The organism is Rhizobium ecuadorense (genome assembly GCF_001187535.1).
Taxonomy (GTDB): Bacteria; Pseudomonadota; Alphaproteobacteria; order Rhizobiales; family Rhizobiaceae; genus Rhizobium; species Rhizobium ecuadorense.
Map to the genome: position 1 here is coordinate 1 of NZ_LFIO01001459.1, position 286 is coordinate 286.

The 286-nt window shown below is 66.1% G+C and carries 1 protein-coding gene; it reads left to right on the forward strand.

Annotation, left to right across the window (positions count from 1 at the left end):
* Window positions 1-286, forward strand: a 286-nt coding sequence (locus tag AF337_RS30255; RefSeq protein WP_342028461.1) for an MSMEG_0567/Sll0786 family nitrogen starvation N-acetyltransferase, incomplete at both ends; no start/stop codon positions are given.

Here is a 286-nt window from a genome sequence, read left to right on the forward strand (position 1 = left end):
CCTGGGAGCGCCGCGAAGCGCATGCGCTACGCCGTGCCGTCTTCTGCGAGGAACAGCAGATCTTCGAAGGCGACGACCGCGACGCGATCGACGACGACGCCATCCCGATCGTGGCTCTCTCCATGCTCGGCATTGCCGCCGACCAGTTGGTCGGAACGGTGCGCATCCATCAGGCCGAACCCGGCCTCTGGTGGGGATCGCGACTGGCGGTCCATCAGGATTTCCGCAAGATCGGCGCCCTGGGGGCGACCCTGATCAAGCTCGCCGTATCCTCCGCCAATGCGAT